Source organism: Pseudarthrobacter sp. NPDC055928 (assembly GCF_042270935.1).
In the GTDB taxonomy this organism is placed as follows: Bacteria; Actinomycetota; Actinomycetes; order Actinomycetales; family Micrococcaceae; genus Arthrobacter.
In genome coordinates this window covers 98,589-121,469 of sequence record NZ_JBHJZH010000011.1, presented here as the reverse complement: position 1 = coordinate 121,469, position 22,881 = coordinate 98,589, and the positions used below count along the sequence as shown (strand labels likewise).

The 22,881-nt window shown below is 64.5% G+C and carries 22 protein-coding genes and 3 tRNA genes; 17 read left to right on the top strand and 8 right to left on the bottom strand.

The features are described from left to right. Positions 1–63 precede the first annotated feature (63 nt). Both ACFC25_RS14705 and ACFC25_RS14700 read right to left on the bottom strand, forming a co-directional pair. Complete coding sequence (locus ACFC25_RS14705) at positions 64–864, bottom strand: DUF1295 domain-containing protein (RefSeq protein ID WP_376046342.1); 801 nt, start codon at positions 862–864, stop codon at positions 64–66. Further along, positions 861–1,589 (bottom strand): alpha/beta hydrolase, encoded by a 729-nt coding sequence (locus ACFC25_RS14700; RefSeq protein ID WP_376046429.1) that lies wholly within the window; start codon positions 1,587–1,589, stop codon positions 861–863. Before ACFC25_RS14700 ends, ACFC25_RS14705 begins: the two co-directional genes overlap by 4 nt. Positions 1,590–1,704: 115 nt before the next feature. Here ACFC25_RS14700 and ACFC25_RS14695 point away from each other — a divergent pair, with 115 nt between their 5' ends. The 6 genes from ACFC25_RS14695 (at position 1,705) to ACFC25_RS14670 (ending at position 8,111) form a co-directional block, all read left to right on the top strand. Then, positions 1,705–3,228 carry a YibE/F family protein gene (locus ACFC25_RS14695; protein WP_376046339.1) on the top strand — a complete coding sequence of 508 codons (1,524 nt, stop codon included), beginning with the start codon at positions 1,705–1,707 and terminating at the stop codon, positions 3,226–3,228. An 80-nt stretch (positions 3,229–3,308) separates the two neighbouring features. Continuing rightward, a complete protein-coding gene (gene dusB / locus ACFC25_RS14690) occupies positions 3,309–4,487 on the top strand; it encodes a tRNA dihydrouridine synthase DusB (protein WP_337347538.1) in 1,179 nt (392 codons plus the stop codon). Beyond that, positions 4,471–5,769, top strand: a complete 1,299-nt coding sequence (locus ACFC25_RS14685; RefSeq protein WP_337347688.1) for a deoxyguanosinetriphosphate triphosphohydrolase — start codon at positions 4,471–4,473, stop codon at positions 5,767–5,769. The genes dusB and ACFC25_RS14685 overlap by 17 nt, the downstream gene beginning before the upstream one ends. Before the next feature lie 49 nt (positions 5,770–5,818). Then, positions 5,819–7,750, top strand: coding sequence for a DNA primase (gene dnaG, locus ACFC25_RS14680; protein WP_337347539.1), 1,932 nt, complete (start codon positions 5,819–5,821; stop codon positions 7,748–7,750). 88 nt (positions 7,751–7,838) lie between these two features. Then, positions 7,839–7,911, top strand: a tRNA-Asn gene (locus ACFC25_RS14675). 127 nt (positions 7,912–8,038) lie between these two features. Then, a tRNA-Asn gene (locus ACFC25_RS14670) sits at positions 8,039–8,111 on the top strand. Positions 8,112–8,196: 85 nt separating this feature from the next. Here ACFC25_RS14670 and ACFC25_RS14665 read toward each other — a convergent pair. The 3 genes from ACFC25_RS14665 to ACFC25_RS14655 all read right to left on the bottom strand — a co-directional run bounded on the left by ACFC25_RS14665 (position 8,197) and on the right by ACFC25_RS14655 (position 10,177). Then, entirely contained in the window at positions 8,197–8,604 is a 408-nt protein-coding gene (locus ACFC25_RS14665) for a hypothetical protein (protein WP_376046335.1), read from the bottom strand. Between the two features lie 95 nt (positions 8,605–8,699). Then, entirely contained in the window at positions 8,700–8,879 is a 180-nt protein-coding gene (locus tag ACFC25_RS14660) for a hypothetical protein (protein ID WP_376046332.1), read from the bottom strand. A gap of 41 nt (positions 8,880–8,920) precedes the next feature. Next, a complete protein-coding gene (locus ACFC25_RS14655; protein ID WP_376046329.1) occupies positions 8,921–10,177 on the bottom strand; it encodes a multidrug effflux MFS transporter in 1,257 nt (418 codons plus the stop codon). 145 nt (positions 10,178–10,322) lie between these two features. Here ACFC25_RS14655 and ACFC25_RS14650 point away from each other — a divergent pair, with 145 nt between their 5' ends. From ACFC25_RS14650 to ACFC25_RS14620, 7 genes are all read left to right on the top strand, one after another. Further along, complete coding sequence (locus tag ACFC25_RS14650) at positions 10,323–11,177, top strand: phage holin family protein (protein ID WP_376046326.1); 855 nt, start codon at positions 10,323–10,325, stop codon at positions 11,175–11,177. A gap of 45 nt (positions 11,178–11,222) precedes the next feature. Continuing rightward, entirely contained in the window at positions 11,223–11,846 is a 624-nt protein-coding gene (locus ACFC25_RS14645; RefSeq protein WP_337347544.1) for a CDP-alcohol phosphatidyltransferase family protein, read from the top strand. Next, positions 11,846–12,754: a DMT family transporter gene (locus ACFC25_RS14640; protein WP_337347545.1), complete on the top strand. Its 909-nt coding sequence runs from the start codon at positions 11,846–11,848 to the stop codon at positions 12,752–12,754. Before ACFC25_RS14645 ends, ACFC25_RS14640 begins: the two co-directional genes overlap by 1 nt. 96 nt (positions 12,755–12,850) lie before the next feature. After that, on the top strand, positions 12,851–14,047 hold the full coding sequence (locus ACFC25_RS14635) for a glycosyltransferase (RefSeq protein ID WP_337347546.1): 1,197 nt from the start codon (positions 12,851–12,853) through the stop codon (positions 14,045–14,047). Positions 14,048–14,126: 79 nt separating this feature from the next. Further along, positions 14,127–14,203 (top strand) — tRNA-Ile (locus ACFC25_RS14630). 312 nt (positions 14,204–14,515) lie between these two features. Then, positions 14,516–15,409 carry a hypothetical protein gene (locus ACFC25_RS14625; RefSeq protein WP_376046321.1) on the top strand — a complete coding sequence of 298 codons (894 nt, stop codon included), beginning with the start codon at positions 14,516–14,518 and terminating at the stop codon, positions 15,407–15,409. A 115-nt stretch (positions 15,410–15,524) separates the two neighbouring features. Beyond that, complete coding sequence (locus ACFC25_RS14620) at positions 15,525–15,755, top strand: hypothetical protein (protein ID WP_337347554.1); 231 nt, start codon at positions 15,525–15,527, stop codon at positions 15,753–15,755. 301 nt (positions 15,756–16,056) lie between these two features. On the opposite strand, the gene ACFC25_RS14615 is transcribed toward ACFC25_RS14620, so the two are convergent. Then, positions 16,057–16,503, bottom strand: a complete 447-nt coding sequence (locus ACFC25_RS14615; protein WP_376046318.1) for a hypothetical protein — start codon at positions 16,501–16,503, stop codon at positions 16,057–16,059. 511 nt (positions 16,504–17,014) lie between these two features. Between ACFC25_RS14615 and ACFC25_RS14610 the strand changes: the two genes are divergently transcribed. Further along, positions 17,015–18,205 carry an acyl-CoA dehydrogenase family protein gene (locus ACFC25_RS14610; RefSeq protein WP_376046315.1) on the top strand — a complete coding sequence of 397 codons (1,191 nt, stop codon included), beginning with the start codon at positions 17,015–17,017 and terminating at the stop codon, positions 18,203–18,205. 39 nt (positions 18,206–18,244) lie between these two features. Here the strand turns inward: ACFC25_RS14610 and ACFC25_RS14605 are convergent, their stop codons facing one another. Next, the gene (locus ACFC25_RS14605) at positions 18,245–19,054 is read right to left on the bottom strand and encodes an alpha/beta fold hydrolase (RefSeq protein ID WP_376046313.1); all 810 of its coding nucleotides are present in this window, start codon (positions 19,052–19,054) and stop codon (positions 18,245–18,247) included. A gap of 100 nt (positions 19,055–19,154) precedes the next feature. On the opposite strand from ACFC25_RS14605, the gene ACFC25_RS14600 reads away from it, so the two are divergent. Then, positions 19,155–19,892: a VOC family protein gene (locus ACFC25_RS14600; RefSeq protein ID WP_376046310.1), complete on the top strand. Its 738-nt coding sequence runs from the start codon at positions 19,155–19,157 to the stop codon at positions 19,890–19,892. A 38-nt stretch (positions 19,893–19,930) separates the two neighbouring features. Here ACFC25_RS14600 and ACFC25_RS14595 read toward each other — a convergent pair whose 3' ends face one another. Further along, positions 19,931–20,506 (bottom strand): M23 family metallopeptidase, encoded by a 576-nt coding sequence (locus ACFC25_RS14595; RefSeq protein ID WP_376046307.1) that lies wholly within the window; start codon positions 20,504–20,506, stop codon positions 19,931–19,933. A 435-nt stretch (positions 20,507–20,941) separates the two neighbouring features. On the opposite strand from ACFC25_RS14595, the gene rpsB reads away from it, so the two are divergent. Together rpsB and tsf are read left to right on the top strand one after the other, a co-directional pair. Next, positions 20,942–21,823 carry a 30S ribosomal protein S2 gene (gene rpsB, locus ACFC25_RS14590; protein WP_337347560.1) on the top strand — a complete coding sequence of 294 codons (882 nt, stop codon included), beginning with the start codon at positions 20,942–20,944 and terminating at the stop codon, positions 21,821–21,823. A 129-nt stretch (positions 21,824–21,952) separates the two neighbouring features. Then, the gene (tsf, locus tag ACFC25_RS14585; protein WP_337347561.1) at positions 21,953–22,789 is read left to right on the top strand and encodes a translation elongation factor Ts; all 837 of its coding nucleotides are present in this window, start codon (positions 21,953–21,955) and stop codon (positions 22,787–22,789) included. The last annotated feature ends 92 nt before the right edge of the window (positions 22,790–22,881 follow it).

Genomic DNA, 22,881 nt, shown 5'->3' with positions numbered 1-22,881 from the left:
AGGTAGCAGCAGATGTCGTTATGAGCCCTCAAAACGACACCTGCTGCTACCTACTTGGGGGCGTCACCGTCGCTTTGGTGGCCAGGGGATGAACCCGCTGGTGGACTCGACGTACTCGCGGTAGCCCGGACGGCCGGACATCGCCTTCTCAGTCAGGGGCTTGCCCGTCTTGCCCGCCAGCGTCCACACCATCAGGGCTGGTGAGAGCAGCGTCAGGGCGCCCGGCCAGGACTCGGCAACAATGAGGAACAGGCCAGTCCACACCGCGGCATCACCGAAGTAGTTGGGGTGCCGCGTGTAGCGCCAGAGGCCCGAGTCCAGCACGGTGCCCCGACGGGACGGATCGTTCTTGAACTGCGCCAACTGCCAGTCGCCCACCGTCTCGAAAACGAAGCCGGTCAGCCAGAACATGACTCCCAGCGCTGCCAGCCACCCCGCAGGGCCTGTGGAGAACATTCCCACCTGGAGGGTGAGGGAGACAAAGAACATGACCACGCCCTGGGGCAGGTAGACACGTCGGAGCGCATAGACGTTGCGCGAATGCGGCGCCGCGTCCAGCATCGCCTTGTACCTGGGGTCTTCGTGGCCGTCGCGTGCGCGCCAGCCGATGTGCGTGCCCAGGCGGAGTCCCCAGATGGCCGTCAGGACCAGCAGGAGCAGCCGCCTCAGGTCATCGCCGGAGCTGGCGGAGAGAAACCAAGACACTGCAGCAACCGCCACAAAACCCGGTCCCCAGGCGACATCCATGACGGAATGCCTGTCCTGCCGGACGGCCACGGCGAACGTAACGGCCAGGACCAGGACAACGGTTAAGGCCGTCCAGGGGAGCGAAGCCACGAATTCCGGCCACGGGAAAGGGCTCACAAGGTGACCTGTACCGATGATGCGGGCAACAGTTCATCCAGCGCCCTGGACGAAATGGGTCCCGCCCCGGTTGCCTCGGCAAAGGCCTTAATGATGAAGCCTGTCGCCAAGGCATGCCATAAGCGGACCCGCCGGAACATAAAGTGCCCCGCCCCCCTGAGGGTCACGTACTGCATGGACGCGGCCTCACCGGTTGCGCGGCGGGCAAACTTAAGCGACTCCGAGGGGCTGGTCCAGCGGTCGGTGGTCCCGTGGACGATCAGTACCCTTTTCCCTGCAACCCGGGAGGAGGGCGTCGCGCCGCTGAGCCAGGGTGCGAGGGCAACTACGGCTGCCACCTGGGGATCGTCGGCCGCTGATACGGCGGTCAGCCCTCCCATGGAGTGGCCCAGCAGGAACACCGGGACGCCCGGGTGTTGCTGCCTGATCTGCTCCAACGCCCACCGGGCATCCTGCAGGGGCGTCATGTCCTGGCCGTTCCAGCCCCTTGTGCTGTTTCGCAACGACCACACGGCCAGGCCATGGTCCTTGCCGGCACGGTGCAGGTGCCTGGCAAAGGGAACCATCCGCGCCGGACTCAGGTGACGGGCCTCCACAGGTTCGAAACTGTGCGACTTGCCGCCGTGCAGTACCAGTGCCACGCCCAGGGTGGGCCCGGCAGGCTCCAGGACGCTCAGGACCGCCTGGCGGGAGGGCCTTCCTGTGGCCCCGGTGGAGTGAAGCAAGCCATTTCCCTCAGCCTTGCGCTTGGTCACGCGCTGTTCCTCCCGGTTCCTGGTGGTCCATTTATCAACCCTATGGCGCCGGACGTAGAGTTCAAGGTATGAGGTTCAACTGCTGATGGGTTCCGGTCACACCCACGTTTCACAACGTCATTCGGAGCCGACGGCTCAAGCGATTGCTGCCCGGAGGAAAGCGAACTACATCCTCGCTGCCATCCTGGTGCCGCTCACCCTGCTGACCCTCGCCGCGATGGCCATGCTGTGGCCGTCCGGCAGCAAGGAAGGCATTTCGCTGGCAAACCCGTATTCGGCCGCGCCGGGTGTGACGTTCGACACCGGCAAAATCCAGAGCGTGGTGGTGGAGCCCTGCATGCAGGGCTCCGTGGCGCAAAACCCGGCGGACGCCGGCGGACAGGATGCCGGCCAGCCGAATTCGGGCCAGGCCGGTTCGGGCAGCCAAGGCTCAGACTGTACGTTCGCCTTCACTGAACCGGACCAGGGAGGCAGCCCCGTCAAGGTGGTCATCAACCCCGACGTCGCCGAATCCCACGGCGTGAAGCCGGGGGACCAGATCCGCTACCTCAACCTGTCCAACGCCCAAGGGGCATCCGCGGGGCAGGGTTCGCCGGCCTACATCTTCGTTGACTTCGTTCGGACCCTCCCCATTGTGCTCCTCGCCCTGCTCTATGCGGTGGTGGTGATCGCGGTAGCCAGGTGGCGAGGGCTCCGCGCCTTGATCGGACTGGTGGGTGCCTACTTTGTGCTGGTCAGCTTTATGCTTCCGGGCCTCGTAGAGGGCAAACCGCCGCTGTTGCTGGCATTGGTCGGTTCCACGGTGATCATGATCGGGGTCCTGTATTTCGCCCACGGCTTTTCGGCACGGACGTCGACGGCGTTGCTGGGCACGATCTTCGGCCTCGCCATCACGGCGCTGCTGGCAGCTTGGGCCACCGACGCCGCAAACCTCGCCGGCGTGGGAAACCACGACGCCGCCACGCTGGTCAACACGTCGGCCAACATTTCCATCTCCGGGGTGATTCTGTGCGGCCTCATCATCTCGGGCCTGGGTGTCCTGAACGATGTCACCATCACACAGTCCTCGGCAGTCTGGGAACTGTACGAACTTGCGCCCGCCACCAGCGCACGGAAGCTCTTTACCTCCGCCATGAGGATTGGACGCGACCACATCGCCTCCACCGTCTACACCATTGCCTTCGCCTACGCCGGGGCAGCCCTGCCCATCCTGATCATCGTGATGCTTTACGACCGCCCGCTGGGAGACACCCTCACCAGTGCCGAGCTCTCCGAAGAAGTCATCCGGACCCTGGTCGGCTCCATCGGCCTCGTGCTCGCGATTCCCGTGACCACCCTGATCGCCGTGCTGGTGGTCAAGGCAACGGGCATCCGCAACACCGGTCTTCCGTCCGGCCACGGTGCGGGGGACCACGGTATCGGCCATGACCACGACGGCGGCCCGGTCCACAGTGTCAGCCCGGACGATGTGGACGATACCGGGGCGCTCGCGGCCGCGGCGGCCATAGCTGGAGAAACGCGGACTGCTGAGGCGGGGCCGGCAAGAACGCGCGTGGCAGAGACGGGGACCGCAGTAACTCGGCGGGGCCGCCGGGCAGACCGCCGCTGACTGGAACGCGCTACGCCCGCGGTGACAGCGGCTGCGCGGAGGTGCCGCCCCGATTTGCCCGGCTTTGCGACAATGGACAGGTGACTGTTACTGCAACGCCTCCCGCCCCCAAGCTGGAACTCCCGCCCCTGAAGCTGGGTCCCATCACAGTGGACACCCCCGTGATCCTGGCTCCCATGGCGGGCATTACCAACTCCGCTTTCCGACGCTTGTGCCGTGAATACGGTGGCGGCATGTACGTGGCGGAGATGGTCACCTCCCGCGCCCTCGTGGAGCGCACCCCCGAGTCACTGCGGATCATTTCGCACGACGACGACGAGAAGGTCCGCTCGGTACAGCTGTACGGCGTTGACCCGGTGACCGTGGGCGCCGCCGTGCGAATGCTGGTGGAAGAGGACCGGGCGGACCACATCGACCTGAACTTCGGCTGCCCCGTTCCGAAGGTGACCCGGCGCGGCGGCGGCTCGGCCCTGCCCTGGAAGATCGACCTCTTCACCTCGATCGTGCAGACCGCAGTGAAGGAAGCTTCCAAAGGCAACGTCCCGCTGACCATCAAGATGCGCAAGGGCATCGACGAGGACCACCTGACGTACCTCGACGCCGGCCGGATCGCGCGCGATGCCGGCGTCGCCGCCGTCGCACTCCACGGCCGCACCGCGGCTCAGTTCTATTCCGGCCAGGCAGACTGGACCGCCATCGCGCGGCTCCGCGAGGCGTTGCCGGACATCCCTGTGCTGGGCAACGGAGATATCTGGTCCGCCGAGGACGCCGTGCGCATGGTCCGGGAGACCGGGGTTGACGGCGTGGTGGTGGGTCGCGGCTGCCAGGGGCGGCCCTGGCTTTTCGGGGACCTCCAGGCGGCGTTCGAAGGCAGTGATACCAGGCACAAGCCGAACCTCCGCCAGGTAGCTGAAGGAGTGTACCGCCATGCGGAACTGATGGTGGAGACCTTCGGCGACGAGGGCAAGGCCCTGCGCGAGATCCGCAAGCACATGGCCTGGTACTTCAAGGGCTATGTGGTGGGCGGGGAACTGCGCACGCGGCTGGCACTGGTGACCAGCTTGCAGGTGCTGCGCGAGACACTGGCTGAACTGGACCATGATTCGCCGTACCCCGGAGTGGACGCCGAAGGCCCGCGCGGCCGTGCCGGATCACCCAAAAAGCCGGCGCTGCCCAAGGACTGGCTTGAATCCCGCGCGCTCAACGATGCCCAGTCCCAGGACATCGCGGCTGCGGAACTGGATGTTTCCGGTGGCTGAAACCCGCACCACGGCACCGGTTCTCCCCGGCTACGAACCCCACGATTCCGCCCGCTGGGTGGAGGAACCGCCCAAAACCACATACCGCTCCGACTTCGAGCGGGACCGCGCCCGGGTGCTGCACTCATCGGCGCTGCGGCGCCTGGGCGCCAAAACCCAGGTGGTGGCACCTGACACGGACGACTTCGTCAGGACCCGCCTGACCCACAGCCTCGAAGTCGCCCAGGTTGGCCGTGAACTCGGCCGCGCACTGGGCTGCGACCCCGACGTGGTGGACACCGCCTGCCTCAGCCACGACCTCGGCCACCCGCCCTTCGGTCACAACGGCGAGTCCGCGCTGAATGAGGTGGCGCACGCCATTGGCGGGTTCGAAGGCAATGCCCAGACACTCCGCCTGCTCACCCGGCTCGAGCCCAAGGTCCTGGCCACGGACGGCCGCCCGGCCGGCCTGAACCTCACCAGGGCCAGCCTGGACGCCGCCGCGAAGTATCCGTGGTCTGCCTTGGACGCACCGGTGATCCATGGGCAGCGCACCAGCAAGTTTGGCGCCTACGAGGACGACCTCCCCATTTTCAATTGGCTCCGGGAGGGTGCGCCGGTGCGCCGGTCCTGCCTGGAAGCGCAGGTCATGGACCTGGCCGACGACATTTCGTACTCCGTGCACGATGTTGAGGACGCGATTGTGGCCGGGCACTTCCAGCTGCGCTGGATGGACAACCCGGACCACCGCGCCCGGGTAGTGGGCTACGCCAAGCAGTGGTACCTCCCGCACAATGACCCCGCCGCCATAGATGCCGCGCTCGCCCGGCTGGAAGCCACCGATGTCTGGGTGCGCGAGGCCGACGGCAGCCGCAAATCCATGGCCGCCCTGAAGAACATGACCAGCCAGCTGATCGGCCGATTCTGCCAGAGCGCCCTGGAGACCACCCGCGCCCTGTACGGACCGGAAAACCTGACGCGGTACAACGCCGAGCTGATGGTCCCGGACGAGACGGTGATGGAAATCGCCGTGATGAAGGGCCTGGCCACCACTTTCGTGATGACCACCGAACACCGCCAGCCGATCTACGAGCGACAGCGCGAGGTGCTGCATTCCCTCGTTACGGCGCTGAGCGCCACCGGTGACCGCCACCTCGAACCCATGTTCGCGGCGGACTGGCGGGACGCGGCCGACGACGGCGCACGGCTGAGGGTGGTCATCGACCAGGTGGCGTCGCTGACCGACGGCTCGGCGCTGGCTATGTACGAACGGCTAGTGGGGAGCCTGCCGTCTCTGTGGTGACCGAGGCAGCACCGCGAGTCTGTTTGTCGGCCGGGACTAGGATGGCTTTGTGGCTGGCCTGATCAAACGCGAAGACATTGACGAAGTACGCCAGCGCACGGACATCAAGGAAGTGATTGACGGCTACGTCACGCTCAAGGGTGCCGGGCTGGGAACCTACAAAGGCCTGTGCCCTTTCCATGACGAGCGCTCGCCGTCGTTCACGGTGCGCCCCCAGGTGGGCAGGTACCACTGCTTCGGCTGCGGTGAAGACGGCGACGTCATCGCCTTTGTCCAGAAACAGGACCACACCTCCTTCCAGGAAGCCGTGGAGAAGCTGGCCGCCCGCATCGGCTATGAACTGCGCTACGAGGATGGCGGCACGGGGCCCAACCGCGAAGAGGTGGGCAAGCGCCAGCGGCTCCTCGATGCGCACAAGATCGCCGACGAATTCTTCCGTGCCCAGCTGCTGACTCCCGGTGCGGCTGAGGGCCGAAGCTTCCTGCATGGCCGGGGTTTTGACCGCGCCGCCGCCGAACAGTTCGGCGTCGGTTATGCGCCGCAGGGCTGGGACGCGCTGCTCAAGCACCTCCGCGGGCGGGGGTTCACGGACCAGGAACTCAAGCTGACGGGCATGTTCTCGGAAGGCAACCGCGGTATATATGACCGCTTCCGCGGGCGGCTCATCTGGCCCATCCGGGACATAGCCGGGGACACCATCGGCTTCGGCGCCCGCAAGCTCTACGAGGACGACCAAGGCCCCAAGTACCTGAACACCCCGGAAACCACGCTCTATAAGAAGTCCCAGGTGCTCTACGGGATCGACCTCGCCAAGCGGAACATCGCCAAGGACCGCCAACTGGTGGTGGTGGAAGGCTACACGGACGTGATGGCCTGCCACCTCGCAGGAATCCCGACGGCGGTGGCCACCTGTGGCACGGCGTTCGGCACCGAGCACATCAAGATCGCCCGCCGCCTGCTGTCCGACGACGGCACCGGGGGAGAGGTCATCTTCACTTTCGACGGTGACGCTGCCGGCCAGAAGGCTGCCCTGCGGGCTTTCGAGGAGGACCAGCGCTTCACGGCCCAGACCTACGTGGCGGTAGAGCCCACGGGGGCCGACCCCTGTGACCTGCGCCAGACCAAGGGTGACGCCGCTGTGCGGGACCTTATCAACACCCGCCGGCCGCTGTTTGAATTTGCCATCCGGGCCACGCTGAAGCGGCATAACCTGGACACCGTGGAAGGCCGCGTGGCCGCGCTGCGGGAGTCCGCGCCGGTGGTGGCCCAGATCCGCGATGCCGGCATTCGGCCCGCGTACGCGCGTGAACTGGCCGGCTGGCTAGGCATGTCGGTGGAGGACGTCAGCCGCGCCGTGGGGGTAGCAATGAAGCGTTCTGCCGCTGGTCCCTCGGCCGCTCCGGGAGGCGGTCCTGCCCCGGCTGCCCCCACGTCGGCTCCCACGCCGCAGGCGGGCGGACCCGGCGTAGCTGCCGGACCGGCGTCGGGCGCTGTTCCGTCCTATCACCGTCCGGACCCGCGGGATCCCGTTGCTTCCATGGAGCGGCAGGCACTCGAGGTTGCGCTGCAGGAGCCCTCGCTGCTCGGCGGAGGCATCTGGGAGCGTTTCTCGGCTGCGAGATTCGTCACACCGGCCTTCCAAGTGGTTCATGATGCCATGCGGGCATCCGGGTCCGGGCTCATCGGGGACCCTGTCCGCTGGGTGGAGCAGGTCATGCACGAGGTCCCGGAGCCCCTGCGGCCCCTCGTGTCCGAACTCGCAGTAGTTCCGTTGCCCGCGAGCACCGAGGAAGCCGTGCAAAAGTACTGTAAGGACATCCTTTCGAGGCTGTTCGAGCTGCAGATCACGCGGGTGAAGGCGGACAAAATGGGCCAGCTGCAGCGGCTGGATCCGGCCGCGGACCGGGAGGATTTCCAGCGGCTGAACAGGGAACTGATGATGCTGGAAATGGAGCGCCGGGCGCTGCGTTCGGACGCGTAGGCAACGCCGTCGCCATCGTGGCAGGCCCGGCTCCGGGGTTCAATTTCGTTTCCGCGCGGGGTGTTTGCTAGGCTAGTACCCGCTTCATTCCTCCTTAGCTCAATTGGCAGAGCATTCGACTGTTAATCGAAGGGTTGCTGGTTCAAGTCCAGCAGGAGGAGCGCTCAGTCCCCGTTCCGGGCTTCCGGAACGGGGACTTTTTCTATACCCGGGGAGGGTATTGCTTCCCTGTAATGGCGCCGATTTCCCATAGGCCTGAAACGTTTGCTAATGTCATACCTGCTTCATTCCTCCTTAGCTCAATTGGCAGAGCATTCGACTGTTAATCGAAGGGTTGCTGGTTCAAGTCCAGCAGGAGGAGCAAACACAAAATCCCCGCCCTCTTCGTGAGGGCGGGGATTTTTTTGCTTGCACAGAAACCTGGCATTGCATCCTGTGGAAGGTACTCAAACGAAGTCCATTTCCACCTGCAGGAAGCGCTCTGCCTCGGCAATGGCAGTCTGGAAGGCCTCCTGCTCGGTGGGGGACTTGCGGGGCTCGCGCGGGTGCCATTCATGGGGTGCGGAGTGGACGCGGGCGAAGCCGGAGTCCGGTGGAGCGTAGAAGATGCCGAAGCGCTGCACGGGCCATTCGGGGGAGGTTTCGGGGGCTACCAGCAGCGCCGCGTTGAAAGCCGGGTTAAACCACTGCGCGATGGGCCGGCGCCGGTCTTCGGTAAAAAGCCCCGCGGCGTAGAGAGCCGCGGACTGCTCACCGGTCTGGGCGCACAACCGGTCCCACCACAGGGGCAATATGCCGGTGTCGCATCGTTGCCACGTGGCCGGAAGTGGCGGATGGGCCTGCCAGCTGTGCACGGACTTATTTTATCCCGCCAAGGCTCCGGCGCGGCAGGGGGTGTCCCGGGGCAGTGAACGGCCCAGTGGAGCTTTGCAGGGCCGCCCCAAGAACGTCAGGAGCGGTTCCAGGGGCCCGGGTTAACGCGGTACAACAGGGCCGATCCGGCCAGCATGCCCAGGATGATGCCTATGGCCGGACTACCCAGCGCCCTGCCGGCAAAGTAGCCCCCGACGGCGCCCAGCACCGCCCCGAGGAAAAGTCCCCTTCGGTTGCGGTGTGGCTTGCGAGTCATCGTCCCACCCTACTGCCGTCGGTCGCCAGGGGTGCCGGCCATCAGTGGATGGACGGAACGGTGCGGGGCCTGACGACCAGCCAAAGAGCGGCGATGGCCAGGAGGATGCACGCCGCCTGCACGGCGCCCATGGGCGTGGCCGTCTCAATCCCCAGCCAGCCCACTACGGGCGAGATGAGTCCGGCCATCATGAACGTGGCGGCCCCCAGGAGTGAAGCGGCCGTCCCGGCCTTGTCCCCATGGCTGGCCAGTGCCAGGACCTGCACGCACGGGAAAGTAAAACCTGTGCCGAGGATGTAGAACCAGAGGGGCACCATGACCCCCCACAAGCCCATTCCCAACTGGTCGAACAGCACGATCAGCAGGGACATCAGGAACATCCAGGCCGTGGAGCACGCCAGGATCCACTGTGGCGGCACGCGCTTGATCAGCCGGGAACTCGTCTGGACGCCAGCGACGATACCCAGCGAATTGATGCCGAAAAGCAGGCCATACTGCTGGGGGGAGAAGCCAAACACGTCCTGGAAGAGGAACGGCGAAGCGGACAAGTAGGTAAACAGGCCGGCAAAGTTCATGCCGCCCACCAGAAGGAGCCCCACGAAGATCCGGTCCGTGAAGAGGACCTTGTAGCGCTGGCCGGCCGTCAAGCCGGATTGGCCACGCTTTTCCGGCGGGAGCGTCTCGCGCACGAGGAACAGCGCAGCAATGATCACCAAAGTGCCGTAGCCGGCCAGGAACACAAAAATCCCGGGCCACGGCATGACCAGCAGCAGTTGGGAGCCGATGACGGGCGCCAGGATGGGCGCGAGTCCGTTCACCAGTGCCATCCGGGAGAACATCCGCACCATCGCGTAGCCCGAGAACAGGTCCCGGACCATAGCCATGGCTACCACCCCGCCACCCGCAGCGCCGACCCCCATCAGTACCCGGAAAATTCCCAGTGTGGTGATGTCCGTGGAGAGTGCTGCCCCCACCGAGGCGGCGATGTGCAGGGCAGTGGCGAGAATCAGTGGAAGACGCCGTCCAAACCTGTCGCTGAAGGGACCCACCACCAACTGGCCCAAGGCAAAGCCCACGGTGGTTCCGGCAAGGGTCAGCTGGACCTGCGCCTCAGTGACACCCAGGCTGGCCTCGAGCGCGGGGAAAGCCGGCAAGTACAGGTCTATGGTGAAGGGTCCCAGGGCGGTCAGAGCACCGAGCAGGAGGATGTACAGGAGTTTCCGGCGGCGGGTCAGCAGATCGCCCGGATTGGCGGTTATGGTCACGGAGACCAATCCTAGGCCCGAAGCGTCGTACATTTACAGCGTTGCAGGGCACGCCGCTCCGCATGCCCCGAAGTTCGTCCTGAACCTGAATGATAGTTTTGTGGGCGGGACTGTGCACTTGCACTCTCCGGCAGTACACGGAAGCCGAATCGACCATGCAACCAGTTAGGCGGAACCGATGAGCGGACGTCACAGCGGGCGGACCAGCCAGGGCCTGCGCATCACCGCGCTGCCCAAGACGCTAAAACTCCTTTTCCGTTTGGCCCCCCGCCAGCTTAATGACGAGATCGCCCTCGCCAAGATTGAGATCAAGCGCAAGGGCATCCAGCTGGGAGTCGCCGCAGCGTTCTTCGCCATTGCGTTGATTTTTGTGGCATTCCTCGTGGTGGGACTGATCGTTGCAGCCATCATGGGGCTGGCCACCATCATGCCTGCGTGGCTTGCGGCACTTCTCGTCAGCGCCGCGTTCCTGCTGATCGCCCTGGTGGGCGGCCTGGTGGGGCTCCAGAAGTTCAAGAAGGCCATGCCACTGGTACCGGAGGAAACCATCCGGGGGATCAAGCATGACCTTGGCGTTGCCAAGGAGGGCTCGGACTTCAACGCCGCGCTGCTCGATCCGGCGAGCCCGGAGGCAAAAGCCGCCAAGGCTGCCAAGGCCGAAGCTGCTGCGAAGGCCAAGGCCGAGAAGGAAGCCAAGGCCGAGACGCACGAGAAGGAATTCCCGCACGCGTCCGAACCCGAGCTGCACCGCCGGCTGGACCAGCGCCGTCGCCACCTCACCGAGGTCCGCGACGAGTTGGACACCGAACTGGACATCAAGCCCCAGGTACGCTTCCTCGTGGGCGCCGCCCAACAGAAGCTGCGGGAGGGCCAGGCGCTGATGAACCACGGCCGGGACGTCGCCGCGCAGAAGATTTCCGGTTTGTCAGAAGGCACCGGCGGAACGGCCCTTCGGTGGAAGCCGCTGGCCGCCTTTGCCGGCGCGGCGGCCGTGTTTGTGGTGCTGCTGCGCAAACTGCTGAAAGAACCGTAACCGACACGCTCTGCTGCACATCATGCTTTAGGAAAGGGGGACGGGATGAGGTTCATCGGTGCTGGCTCCCGTCCGGGCCGCCCCCAGGTTGACCACGACCTTGTTTTTACCGTGCCCAACGCCCTCACGGTCCTGCGGTTCATGGGCGTCCCGCTCTTCATTTGGCTGGTCCTCGCGCAGAAAGAGTATGGGTGGGCTGTCCTGGTCCTTGTGGTCATGGCGGGCACCGACTGGGTGGATGGCTATGTGGCACGCCGCTTCGACCAGGCATCCAGGCTGGGCCGGGTCATGGACCCGATCGCAGACAGGCTGGCGCTGATCGCCGTCGCAGTCACACTGGTGATCGCCGGCGTCGTGCACTGGCTCTACCTCGCCGCGCTGGTCATTCCCGACGCCGTCCTGCTCGTCCTGACGCTTTCCTTTTTCGGCGGCCATCCGGACCTTCCGGTGAGCCGGATCGGCAAGATCCGCACCGGGCTGCTGCTCCTCGGCACCCCGATGCTGGTCATGTCGCGGCTGGACGTCCCGCTGGCCGGTGCCCTGCATATTGCTGCCTGGGTGGTGCTGGGACTCGGCCTGGCCGGGCACTGGATTGCCGCCTATAACTACTTCTGGGCCATCCTGCGGAAGGGCAGAATGCAGTCACATCACGACGGCGGCACCACCTGATGGTGTGGGTGGCCGTTCTGCTCGCGGTACTTGGAGCATTCTTCCTGGCCATCGGTGCCCAGAAGCAGGGAAGCGCCGTCAAGGCCGATACCGGCGGGCTGGCACTGAGTTCCAACGGCTTCCTCCGGCTCCTTCGCAACCCGCGCTGGGTGCTCGGGCTGCTCCTGCTCTGCGCCGGGATGGGCATGAACGCTGTTGCCCTGGTTTCCGCACCGCTGACCGTGGTGCAGCCGATCGGGGCTATTGCGCTGGTGATTACTACAGTGGTCAACGCCCGGGACCAGGACCTGACCATCAACAGGGCAACCTGGGTGGCCATCGCTGCCTGTGTCACCGGGTCGGCGCTGTTTGTCCTCCTTGCCGTCAACGTCACGCAGGAGAACCATCACGTCAGTTACGACGACGAGCTCACCATCGTGCTGTTGCTGACCCTCGCGGTGGGCGTTTTCGGTACGCTGGCCGCCATGTTCCGGCACCGGATGAGCGCGTTCGTGTACATCCTGGGTGCCGGTGTCCTGTTCGGCTTCGTGGCCGTCCTGACGCGGATCATCGGCAAGCACCTGCTGGATCCCAACGGGCTGGTCCTGCTCAATGTGCAGTGGTATTCCGTCGTGGCGATCGCGGCTGCCGGTGGATTGGGTTCCTACTTTGTCCAGAACGCCTATTCCGGCGGACCACCTGACCTGGTCATCGCTGGACTGACTGTCATCGACCCGATTGTGGGGATCGCGATCGGCATCGTCATCCTTGGTGAACTCCGCCCGGACGTCCACGCCGTGATGGCGATTGCCATGGGTACGGCTGCTTCCCTTGCTATCGTTGGGGTGATCGCCCTTTCCAGGCACCACCCCGAGGTCACCAAGCGCAAGAAGGATGCGCGGAAGGCCGCGGGTCGGGCGTCCCACTAGATCATTTTCACTAAGAGGCCCGGCACCACCGTGCCAGCGGCCAACCGGTGCTGTCAGCCTCAGCTGCCGGCACCGAGACCATCAGGAGCTCTCCACGTGACAACGCCCGCTGACCAGCCTCCCCTGACCATCCTGATCGCCGCGGACACGTATCCGCCCCACATCAACGGTGCCGCCACTTTCGGCTACCGCCTGGCCAAGGGAATGACCGGACGGGGCCATGACGTGCATGTCCTGGCGTGCCGGGCGGACAACGGGAAGAGCTTCACGGAATTCCGCTCTGAAGCTACGGTGCACCGGCTCCGCTCGCACGGTGTGTGGACCCACGAGTACTTCCGCATCTGCTTTCCGTGGGAAATCAAAAAGGAAATCAGTCTCTTGTTCGATCGGGTGAAGCCCGATGTAGTGCACATCCAGAGCCACTACATGATCGGCGAGCACGTCCTGTACGAAGCCGTGAAGCGCGGCGTGAGGGTTGTGGCAACCAACCACTTCATGCCGGAAAACCTCAATCCCTTCCTGCCGTTCCCGCAGTGGTTCAAGGACATCATTGGCAAGATCTCCTGGAAGGACATGGGCAAGGTCATGGGCCAGGCCGACGTCATCACCACGCCCACGCCGCTGGCCGCCAAGGCGATGCACCAGCATGCCTTCCTCCGCAAGGTGCTGCCGCTCTCCAATGGCATCGATTCGTCGGCTTATGAGCTGCAGCCGGGGGAAGTCATCGAACGCCACGAGCACCCCACGTTGCTGTTCGTGGGGCGGCTGGCCGAGGAAAAACACGTGGACGTGCTGATTGATGCCGTGTCCAAGACACCGGCGGAAATGAACGTCCATCTGGAGGTCATTGGCGGCGGTGAAGTACGTCCCGCGTTGGAGGCACAGGTGGAACGGCTGGGACTGGGGGACCGGGTGAAGTTCCTGGGCCTGGCCAGCGACGAAGATCTCCGTGAGGCGTACATCAAGGCTGACCTGTTCTGCATGCCCGGCACTGCTGAACTGCAGTCGCTCGTCACCCTGGAAGCCATGTCGGCATCCACGCCGGTCTTGCTTGCCGATGCCATGGCTTTGCCGCACCTGGTGCGGGATGGCGAGAACGGGTATCTCTTCACGCCCAACGACAGCGACGACCTCGCTGCGAAGATCAAGCGGGTCCTTCAGCTGCCGGCAGACCAGTTGGCTGAAATGGGCCGGGCCAGCCGTCGAATGGTGGAGCCGCACAGCATGCAGGGAACGCTGCAGACCTTTGAAGATCTCTACCGGGGAGCCGGCTTCGAAGACAAGGTGGTCTAAAGGCATTCCGTGGATTTGCTAGAGTGTTTTTGCCCCGCGGGATCCGAAGTCCGCACGGACGCGGATCCGCGGGGCGCACGGGGCTATAGCTCAGCTGGTTAGAGCGCGGGACTCATAATCCTAAGGTCCTCGGTTCAAGTCCGAGTAGCCCTACCAACCTTAAAGGCCTCCTTCCCTTGCAATAAAGGGAAGGAGGCCTGTTCTGCGCAGGTGGTCAAAAGGGGCTTGACGGCGCACGGCCGCAACTGCCTATCTAAGGCCCTCAGTGGGCGGCCGTACATCCGCCGCCAGCAGGAGCGCCGGCAGGCTATCAGCAGGCCGCGTGTGGCTCATGTGGGGGTAGCCCCTCGATCTTGCGCGAAGCTCTCCCCGGGCGTCACAGCGGCTTTTGTGCTCGGCCCATGGGGGCCGCGCTGGGGCTGGTTCGAGTGGGAGCTAGGGGCTATCCCTCTTCGCTATGGTTGTCGAGTGACCGCGACTGATCGAATCCGGGCAGCGCTCGCCATCGCCGTCCTCGGCGTCCTCGCCTGGGTGTTTGTATCCGACAAGCCCAAGGAGGCCTCGGTGGCCGTGCCGGCTCCTACAGCCGTCGCGACCGAGGGACCCGCTGGTCCTGCTGGTTCGGCGCCGAGCGGCCCGGTTGCCGTGCCGATAACGACTGGCCTTCCCGCAAACGCCGATGGCGAACGGACCGTCATGGCGAGGTTGAACGGCCAGACCGTCCGCATTGACCTGCCGACAGGCGGCGTCCCCGCTGGTACTGCACTGTGGTTCCACGGCCAGGGTGGCGACGCCAACGGCCGTATGAACTCCTCATGGCTGAACTCGATCCGGGCGCAGGGCTGGGCCATCGCATCTTCGGATTACCACCGCAACGCATGGGGCAACGCCGCCGCCGTGCAGGACACGAAAGAGCTGATGGCGTGGGCCCAAGAGAAGTCCGGGCAGCCTGTCAGATTGTTCATCGCGGCGTCGATGGGTTCCACGACGTCACTCAACACCCTGATCGATGGCGCCTCGCCGTCGTGCTGGTACGGCGTTGACCCTGTCGTTGATCTCAGTGCCGTTGGATCCGTGCAGAATTCGGCTAAGCAGATCGCGGAAGCCTACGCGGGGGCGCTGCTATCGTCTGGCAACCCGGCCGCCCACTTAGCGGCCCTACCTAAGAACACTCAGTACCGGATCGTCGCATCGCCCGGTGACACCATGGTCCCCGCCGCCTCGAACGCCAACTCTCTGGCGGCATACCTCTCGACAGCCGGCTTCACCGTTTCATCGATGACTGTCAGCGGAGAACACGGCGACGCCTCCCACTTCAACGGACGCGACCTGGCAGCCTTCGCCGTCGGCTGCACGGCCTAACCAAACAACCAAAGGCGCCCGTCCCATAGAAGTGAAAAGGGCGCGCGCGCGTTCTACCTGCTTTGTTACGTGACGGTCAAGTCAATAATGTCCATCGCGTGGATATACTTCGCTCGTGAGCGTCATGAAACCTGGCCGCCACGTCCCTGGGACGCCTTGGCGGACGGGCTTGGTCGGCGATACAGCCACCAGCCCAACCGAACTGCCTGTGGTCCATCGCATTGCGCGCTGGTTCGAGCAGCGCGGTTCGCTTTGCCTCTACTGCCGGCACATGCCACGACTCGACGGCGGCTTCTGCTCCGAGACTTGCGAGGAGAAGGCCACCGAACGGCAGGCCTTCGGGTAGGTCGTTGACCAGCGGACGCCGTCCAGGGACCGCGGCGTGATGCCACCTTCGGAGACGGCGGTCACGGTTACGGGCCTGCCGCCTGCACCCATGCCTGGCACGGCTCCCGCAGCACTGGGCGAACCCAGACCTCAAAGATTGGCTCTGCTGCCACGGTATTCCAGCACAGAAAGACTGTCGAGCCGTAGGACGCAAACCAGGAAGCAATCGACGCGCAGGTCTGCACGCCAGCGATGCCGCCGTCCAGTAGAGGTGGGGTGGGGTAAGGCTAAAGCAGGCGCGTGCGCACCCAGGGCGAGGCCTACTGTTCCGTCTGCGCCGTTTTCGTCTTCTGGCGCCACATGTAAATTGTTCCGGCTAGGGCCGCAAGGCCAAGAAGCGCAAAAGCGCCCTGGCCAAAAGCGTCGGTATCCTCGTATTTCAGCCAGTCTGAGAACACTATCGCCCCGGCGAACCACAGGCCCACAGCTCCCGCGACCCACAGAACTGGATACATGACGGAGTCACCCTCGCTCTTTTCTTCGCCTACCATCAGCTTGGCGATCATAAGGAGAATGGCAGCGACGATTATCGCCATAAAGGCGCCGAAGTAAATGATCACCGCAGTGGCTCCCACGTAGAAGCCGGCCTTCTGCAGGCTGAAATCGTCACCGGTCGAGATGGACAGGAGCGTCTTGATCGTCCCCAAGACTGCGATGGCTGCACCTATAAGGCCCCAGATGAGACCGGCATGCTCCTTCATTTTCATGACGTCGCACCGAGCCATATTGAGCTTGGGATGACAAAAGTGTCCCGGACTATCATGGCGGCTCCCGCTCGGTGGTGTCTTCGTACTATTGCACTCCTCCCGGGTGGTCAGGGCAATACCTGAACCAGGGCCAGAGTGAACAGCTTTCCCCAGGTTGACTGGACGGCCACCTCGCGCCGCTCTAAAGGGCTTGCCTACCTTGACGCCGCATGACCTCCTGCCCACTGCTGTTAGCCTGCATGTCCGCGTAGGCTCAAATGTGGACGTTGTGCAGCGGATAGCGGGCCATGCCACAGCAGTTCTTACGCTGGATACTTACGCGGGGCTCTTTGATGATGATCTACATGAGAGCGCGGCATGGCTGGATGCAGCCGAAGGGCCGTGGCCACATCAGGCCGCGGTTTCTTTTGTTTAAGGCCGACAATGCGGTATGTTACTCACCAGTAACTTACTCCGGGGACATCCATCCCTAAGAGCCCTTCCGCCAGCACTGATCCCCAGCGAGGAAAACATGTCCAGGAAATCCATTGACATCAACGACCTTCCCTACGCCGACGGTGACTTTTTCGCTTTTGAACAGCTCCTCACCGGCAAGGAGCAGGACCGGCTCGCGGAAGTGCGGGACTTCCTGGCCCGCGAAGTCCGCCCGATCGCCGTGGACTGCTGGAACAGGGGCGAATTCCCGATGGAACTCATTCCCAGGCTGGCCGAGATCGACTTGGTCAGCCCGGTCAGGCGCCAAGGGCACTCCAATCTCTTCGCTGGCCTGATGCACGCGGAAGTCACCCGGGCCGACACCTCCATCTCGACGTTTATGGGAGTCCACGATGGCCTCTTCACCGGTTCCATTGAGGCGCTGGCCTCTCAGGAACAGCAGGATGCCTGGCTTCCCGACATCTATTCGCTGAAGAAGATCGGGGCCTTCGGCCTGACTGAGCCGCTGGGTGGTTCGGACGTGGCCGGAGGGACCCGCACCACAGCCCGGCGCGAAGGCGACTCGTGGATCCTCAATGGCGCCAAGCGGTGGATCGGCAACGCTACTTTTTCGGACTGGGTTGTCATCTACGCACGGGACCTCGCCGACAACCAGGTCAAGGGCTTCCTGGTGGATACAAAGCTCCCCGGCTTCACTGCCACCAAGATCGAAAACAAGATCTCGCTGCGCACCGTCCAGAACGCCGACATCAGCCTGGACAGCGTGGTGGTGCCGGACTTCTTCAAGCTCGCCAACGCCAACAGCTTCCGTGACACCAACAAGGTCCTCAAGGTCACCCGCCTCGGTGTTGCCTGGCAGGCCGTTGGCCAGCAGTTGGCCGCTTTTGACGTAGCCCGCCGCTACGCCGTGGAGCGCCACCAGTTCGGCCGCCCCCTGGCATCGTTCCAGCTGGTCCAGAGCCAGCTGGTGCAGATCCTGGGGAACGCCGTCAGCTCCCTGGGCATGATGGTCCGGCTCTCCCAGCTCGAGGACGCCGGCCAGGCCAAGGACGAGCAGTCGGCGCTGGCCAAGGCCTTTACGACGGCCAGGATGCGCGAAAGCGTAGGGATCGGGCGGAGCCTCCTGGGCGGAAACGGGATCGTCACTGACTTCGAGATGGCCAAGATCTTCGCAGACGCGGAGGCCATCTACTCGTACGAGGGCACGCATGAGGTCAATACCCTGGTAACCGGACGCGCCATCACGGGCATTTCCGCAATCGTCTAGGCTCCGGCCAGGCAAAGCCTGAAGCAGGCTGGCTGCCGGTCAAAGCCTGGTGGGCCCGCTGAGCGAACGAAGGAACGTCCTTACCGCGAGGTTGAAGGCGTCGGCGGCCTCTATGTTGCTCAGGTGCCCGACGCCGGGGAGTACGACGAACTGCGATGCGGGGATCTTCGTGTGCAGTTCTTTCCCGACAGCCAGCGGCGATCGCTCGTCGAGTTCGCCATGAAGCACCAGCGTCGGGACATCAATGGCAGGGAGTATGCCTCGAAGATCGGCATCCGCCATGGCTCGGAGCATCGTCAGACTGGCACGCGGATGGATATCGGACATCAGCGCGAGTGTCTGTTCGGCCATTTCTCGAGGGGCAGACGCGGTGAGCATGCCCGGCAGGTACTTCGGCAGCCATTCCTCGGGTGGCTGGGCAACTTCCTCGCTGATCCGCTGGACTCGCCGCTGCACCTCGTCAGGCGGCAGGGAGCCGGCCCACCCGGCGTACGCCCCGGCCAGGATCAGGCTCCTGGGCAGGGCGGGATGTCGCGCATAGAGGGCCAGGGCGAGCGCGCCACCGAACGAAAGGCCAAGGACGTGCGGGCGTGTCAGGCCGATCGCCCTCACGAACTCGGCAAGGCTGTCCGCGTAGTGATCCATGGAGAAGGACTCAGGCGGATCCGCGGATCCTCCACAGCCCGGAGCGTCCCAAGCGATGACGTCAAACTCGTCATCGAGGCCGTCGAGCTGCGGGCCCCAGGATCGGCTGTCGAATCCAAAGCCGCCATGGAGAAGGATGAGTGGTTCCCCTGATCCTGCTCGCTGGTAGGTAATCTCGAGGCCCGTCACCGTAACTGCGCCCACCTACGCATTGTGGCATCCGCTCAACAGGCCGGCAACGCTCGGCGGCAGTCAAGGGTGCCAGAAACTGGGCCAGGTTGCCTCGGTACTAGGATCGGGAGTTATGGCACTGCGACTTGTTCAGGTGAATTTCAAGGCTCGGGATGATTCGTCCCTCGGCCGGTTTTGGGCGGAGGCGCTTGGCTGGGGTGTTTCCAGCGAGGGGCCCGGCGTGACCAATGTGGAGCCTGTGGGCTTCGCCTGGCCGGACCCCGCCGCGGTCTGTGTCGATGTGGTCACAGTCCCGGACCCTGAGACGGTGAGGTACCGCACTCACATCGATCTCGCCACCACCTCGGTGGCGCATCAGAAGGAGCTTGTCTCGCGCCTGCTTGAACTCGGCGCAACGCCTGCGGATATTGGTCAGGGTGATGTGCCGTGGAAGGTCCTGGCCGACCCGGAGGGCAATGTGTTCTGCGTGCTGGAGCCTCGGGAGCTCTACCGGGACACCGGGCCGATCGCCACGGTGGTGGTCAACTGCGCGGATCCGCGGGCCATGGCCCGGTTTTGGAGAGAAGCTACGGACTGGACCCTGCACGAAGTAAACGACGACCACGCGAGGCTGCGTTCGGCCGAGGGTGTGGGGCCGTACTTGGAGTTGCTTCGTACGACCGGCGAGGAGACGGTGTGGAACCGTGTTCATCTCGACCTGATGCCGTACTCCGGTGACGATCAAGCGGCGGAGGTGGCCCGGCTGAGGGCCCTGGGTGCCACCGAGGCCGACCTCGGCCAGGGCGATGTGCCCTGGGTCTGCCTCGCCGACCCGGAGGGCAACGAGTTCTGCGTCCTCACCCCGGGCTAAGGCAAAGCCCCGACTCCTGACCACGCGGCCCAGGCTCCTCAAGGCGTTCCTTGGCCAGGGGCCAGGGGAAGCAGGACGGATGGCCTGAGGTCCACAACGAAGCGAAGTGGATTGAGGTATTCCTCCCCGCGCCGGACGCCCCAATGGACACACGGCCGGGTGCCACAGTGTCCCGGCAGCAGGGTGCCGATCGTGTCCCCTTTGGCCACCGCGTCTCCGGCCCGCAGCGAGCTGTCCACGGGTTCGAAACTGCTGCGGAGTCCGTTCCCGTGATCTATGGTGACCACCGGCCGGTCCACCACCACGCCCACAAAACTGACGGTGCCCGACTCGGGCGTGGTGACCGGAACGCCGTCGTGCGCGGCTCCGAGGTCCACCCCGCGATGCCCGCTCATCCATGGCTTGTCCGGAGGATCAAACGCGCGCAGCACCCGGGGCCTTGGCGCGAGGGGCCACTCCCAGGCCGGCTCGGCCGGCATTCGTCCGGCAGATGCCGGAAGAACCGGAAACCGGCCTCCCGGAATGGAGGCCGGGCCTGCGGTGAGAACCTCTCCGGATGGCGCGATGGATGCCGGAAGCAGCAGGACCGCGGCGAGCAATGCTGGAGCTTTCATCCGCCCAGCATGCCGCTGCATTTCAACCTACGGCAGGGACCGCTTTGGCTATGTGGAAAACGCTCTGCGGTGGCCTCCACGATGTCCGGAGGATCGGGGTGCCTGTAGTACACTTGGTGGAGCAGTTTGCTGTGCCCTCAACGTTTGTCGTGTCAGCGGGAAATCCGTGTGTCCGCTATGCGTCAGCACGTCTCATTCAGAGGTGCGGGGGAGCAGCAGCTGACTACGCGCATCCAGCCCTCCTCATCTGTCGCCCCCGGCTTCGTGTGAGGAGGCTTGTGCCTCCCGCGGTCAGGGCCCCATGGTCCTGATGGGAAGTGCAAGGGATGCCAGGAGCACGGTCCGTCCCGGACTACGCTAACAACCGTCAACTATTGGCAGGGTAAGAGGGCTTCAGGGCCTTCTCATGAATGACCTGCCGGAAGGAGCGCCGGCATGCCCGTCGTAACTATGCGCCAGCTGCTTGACAGCGGCGTCCACTTTGGACACCAGACCCGCCGTTGGAACCCGAAGATGAAGCGATTCATCTTCACGGAACGCAATGGCATCTACATCATTGACCTCCAGCAGTCGCTGTCCTACATCGACCGCGCCTACGAGTTCGTCAAGGCCACCGTTGCACACGGCGGCACCGTACTCTTCGTCGGCACCAAGAAGCAGGCCCAGGAAGCAATTGCTGAGCAGGCTACGCGCGTTGGCCAGCCCTACGTGAACCAGCGCTGGCTCGGCGGTATGCTGACCAACTTCCAGACCGTCTCCAAGCGCATCCAGCGCATGAAGGAACTGGAAGAGATCGACTTCGACGACGTCGCCGGCTCTGCATACACCAAGAAGGAACTGCTGCTCCTTCGCCGCGAACTCACCAAGCTTGAGACCAACCTCGGCGGTATCCGCAACCTGACCAAGGCACCCTCCGTGCTCTGGATCGTGGACACCAAGAAGGAACACCTTGCTGTTGACGAAGCCAAGAAGCTGAACATCCCGGTTGTGGCCATCCTGGACACCAACTGCGACCCGGACGAAGTCGACTTCCCGATCCCGGGCAACGACGACGCCATCCGCTCCGTGAACCTGCTGACCCGCGTTGTCGCCGACGCCGTTGCTGAGGGCCTCATCGCCCGCAACCAGCGCGCCACCGGCACCACGGAGGCTCCGGAAGAGCCGCTGGCTGAGTGGGAGCGCGAACTCCTCGAAGGCAGCAAGGCTGAAGAGGCTGCCGCTCCGGCCGCCCCGGAAGCACCGGCAACTGCCGAGGCTCCCGCAGCTGAGGAAGCACCGGCCGCTGCCGAGGCTCCCGCCGCCGACGCCGACAAGTAACACAAGTAAATCCGGATTACCGGCGCTGCCAGCAGCACCGGAACTGCTGACAGGACGGCGGCCCACTCTCGTGGGCTGCTGTCCTGTCGGTCCGTACACCACATACATTTTCTAGACAGAGGGGTTCACATGGCGAACTACACTGCCGCTGATATCAAGGCTCTGCGCGAGCGCACCGGCGCCGGCATGATGGATGTCAAGAAGGCTCTTGACGAAGCCAACGGTGACGCCGAGAAGGCCATCGAGATCATCCGCATCAAGGGCCTCAAGGGCGCGACCAAGCGTGAAGGCCGCTCCACCGCTGAAGGCCTGGTTGCCGCGAAGGTCACCAACGGCGTCGGCGTAATGATCGAGGTCAACTGCGAGACCGACTTCGTTGCCAAGGCTGACAAGTTCATCCAGCTTGCCGACAAGGTCCTGGCCGTGGCTGTGGAGTCCGGCGCAGCCGACCTCGACACCCTGCTGGCCACCGACGTCGATGGCAAGCCGCTGTCCGAGGTCGTCGTCGAAGAAGGCGCTGTCCTGGGCGAAAAGGTTGTTGTCCGCCGCATCTCCCGCATCGAGGGCGCAACGGTCGACGCGTACCTGCACAAGACGTCCAAGGACCTCCCGGCCCAGGTCGGCGTCCTGTTCGCTGTCGACGGTGAAGGCGAAGCCGCCACCACCGCCGCACACGACGTCGCTGTCCACGTTGCCGCCATGGCCCCGAACTACCTGACCCGCGAGGACGTTCCGTCCGAGCTGGTTGAGTCCGAGCGCCGCATCGCCGAAGAGACTGCCAAGGCTGAAGGCAAGCCTGAAGCTGCCCTCACCAAGATTGTCGAAGGCCGCGTTACGGGCTTCTACAAGGGCGAGGTCCTGGTTGACCAGGCATTCGCCAAGGATGCCAAGAAGTCCGTGGCACAGGTCCTCGAAGAGGCCGGCGTCAAGGCTACTGCCTTCACGCGTTTCCGCGTCGGCTCCTAGTCGAACCTGCAAGGGGGTGGCCACTTCGGTGGCCGCCCCTTTTGCATGCGCCGGGCCAAACGCCGGATGAGACCTTTGGCCGCCCGGCAGGA